Origin of the sequence: Pseudomonas brassicae (assembly GCF_010671725.1) — a bacterium.
GTDB lineage: Bacteria > Pseudomonadota > Gammaproteobacteria > Pseudomonadales > Pseudomonadaceae > Aquipseudomonas > Aquipseudomonas brassicae.
This window is the reverse complement of the sequence record NZ_JAAHBU010000537.1, coordinates 1-574: the sequence shown is the minus strand read 5'-3', so window position 1 is coordinate 574 and position 574 is coordinate 1. Positions and strand designations below refer to the sequence as shown.

The following is a 574-nucleotide window of genomic DNA, read 5'->3' as shown; positions in this document are numbered from 1 at the left end:
CCAAGCCAGTCGCTGCCAAAGCCCCGGCCAAACCTGCCGCTACCAAACCTGCAGCCAAACCTGCAGTGCGCAAGCCAGCCGCCAAGCCCGCTGCTGCCAAGCCGGCCACTGCTGCACCTGCCGCAGCGTCGACGCCCGCTGCCAGCACTGGCGCTTCGACAGCCTCCACCGCCGCACCCGTGACGAGCGCAGTGACTCAGTCGCCTTCGACTGCTTCCTGATTCGCCATTGCCGCGACGCGCAGCACCTGCAGCGCGTCGTGGTGCCGGGCGCCCTCGGGCGTCAACGGCGCCAGCCAGTCTACCGCCACGCCCTCGCCTGACCACGCGTGTGCCGCCTGTTGCAACCGCTCCAGCAGCGTACGTTCCGCTTCCAGCTCCAGTGCTTTGACCTGTTCGCGCAAACCCGCCAGTGCGGCATCCTGCTGCGCGGCCGTGCGCCACTGTCGGCGCAGTTCGCGCAACGGTCCCACCACGGCGTGCTGCCAATGTGCAGCCAACTGCTGCAACTGCACCGCGCGTTCGGGCGCATACCCGAGCTTGCCGGCGTTCAGCCACGCCGCGCACAGCAGCAG

Annotated in this window: 1 protein-coding gene; it reads right to left on the bottom strand. The window is 69.3% G+C overall.

From position 1 onward, the window contains the following. Nucleotides 1-196: 196 nt before the first annotated feature. A partial coding sequence (locus G3436_RS25740; protein ID WP_163951037.1) for a TIGR02444 family protein occupies nt 197-574 on the bottom strand: 378 nt, incomplete at its 5' end.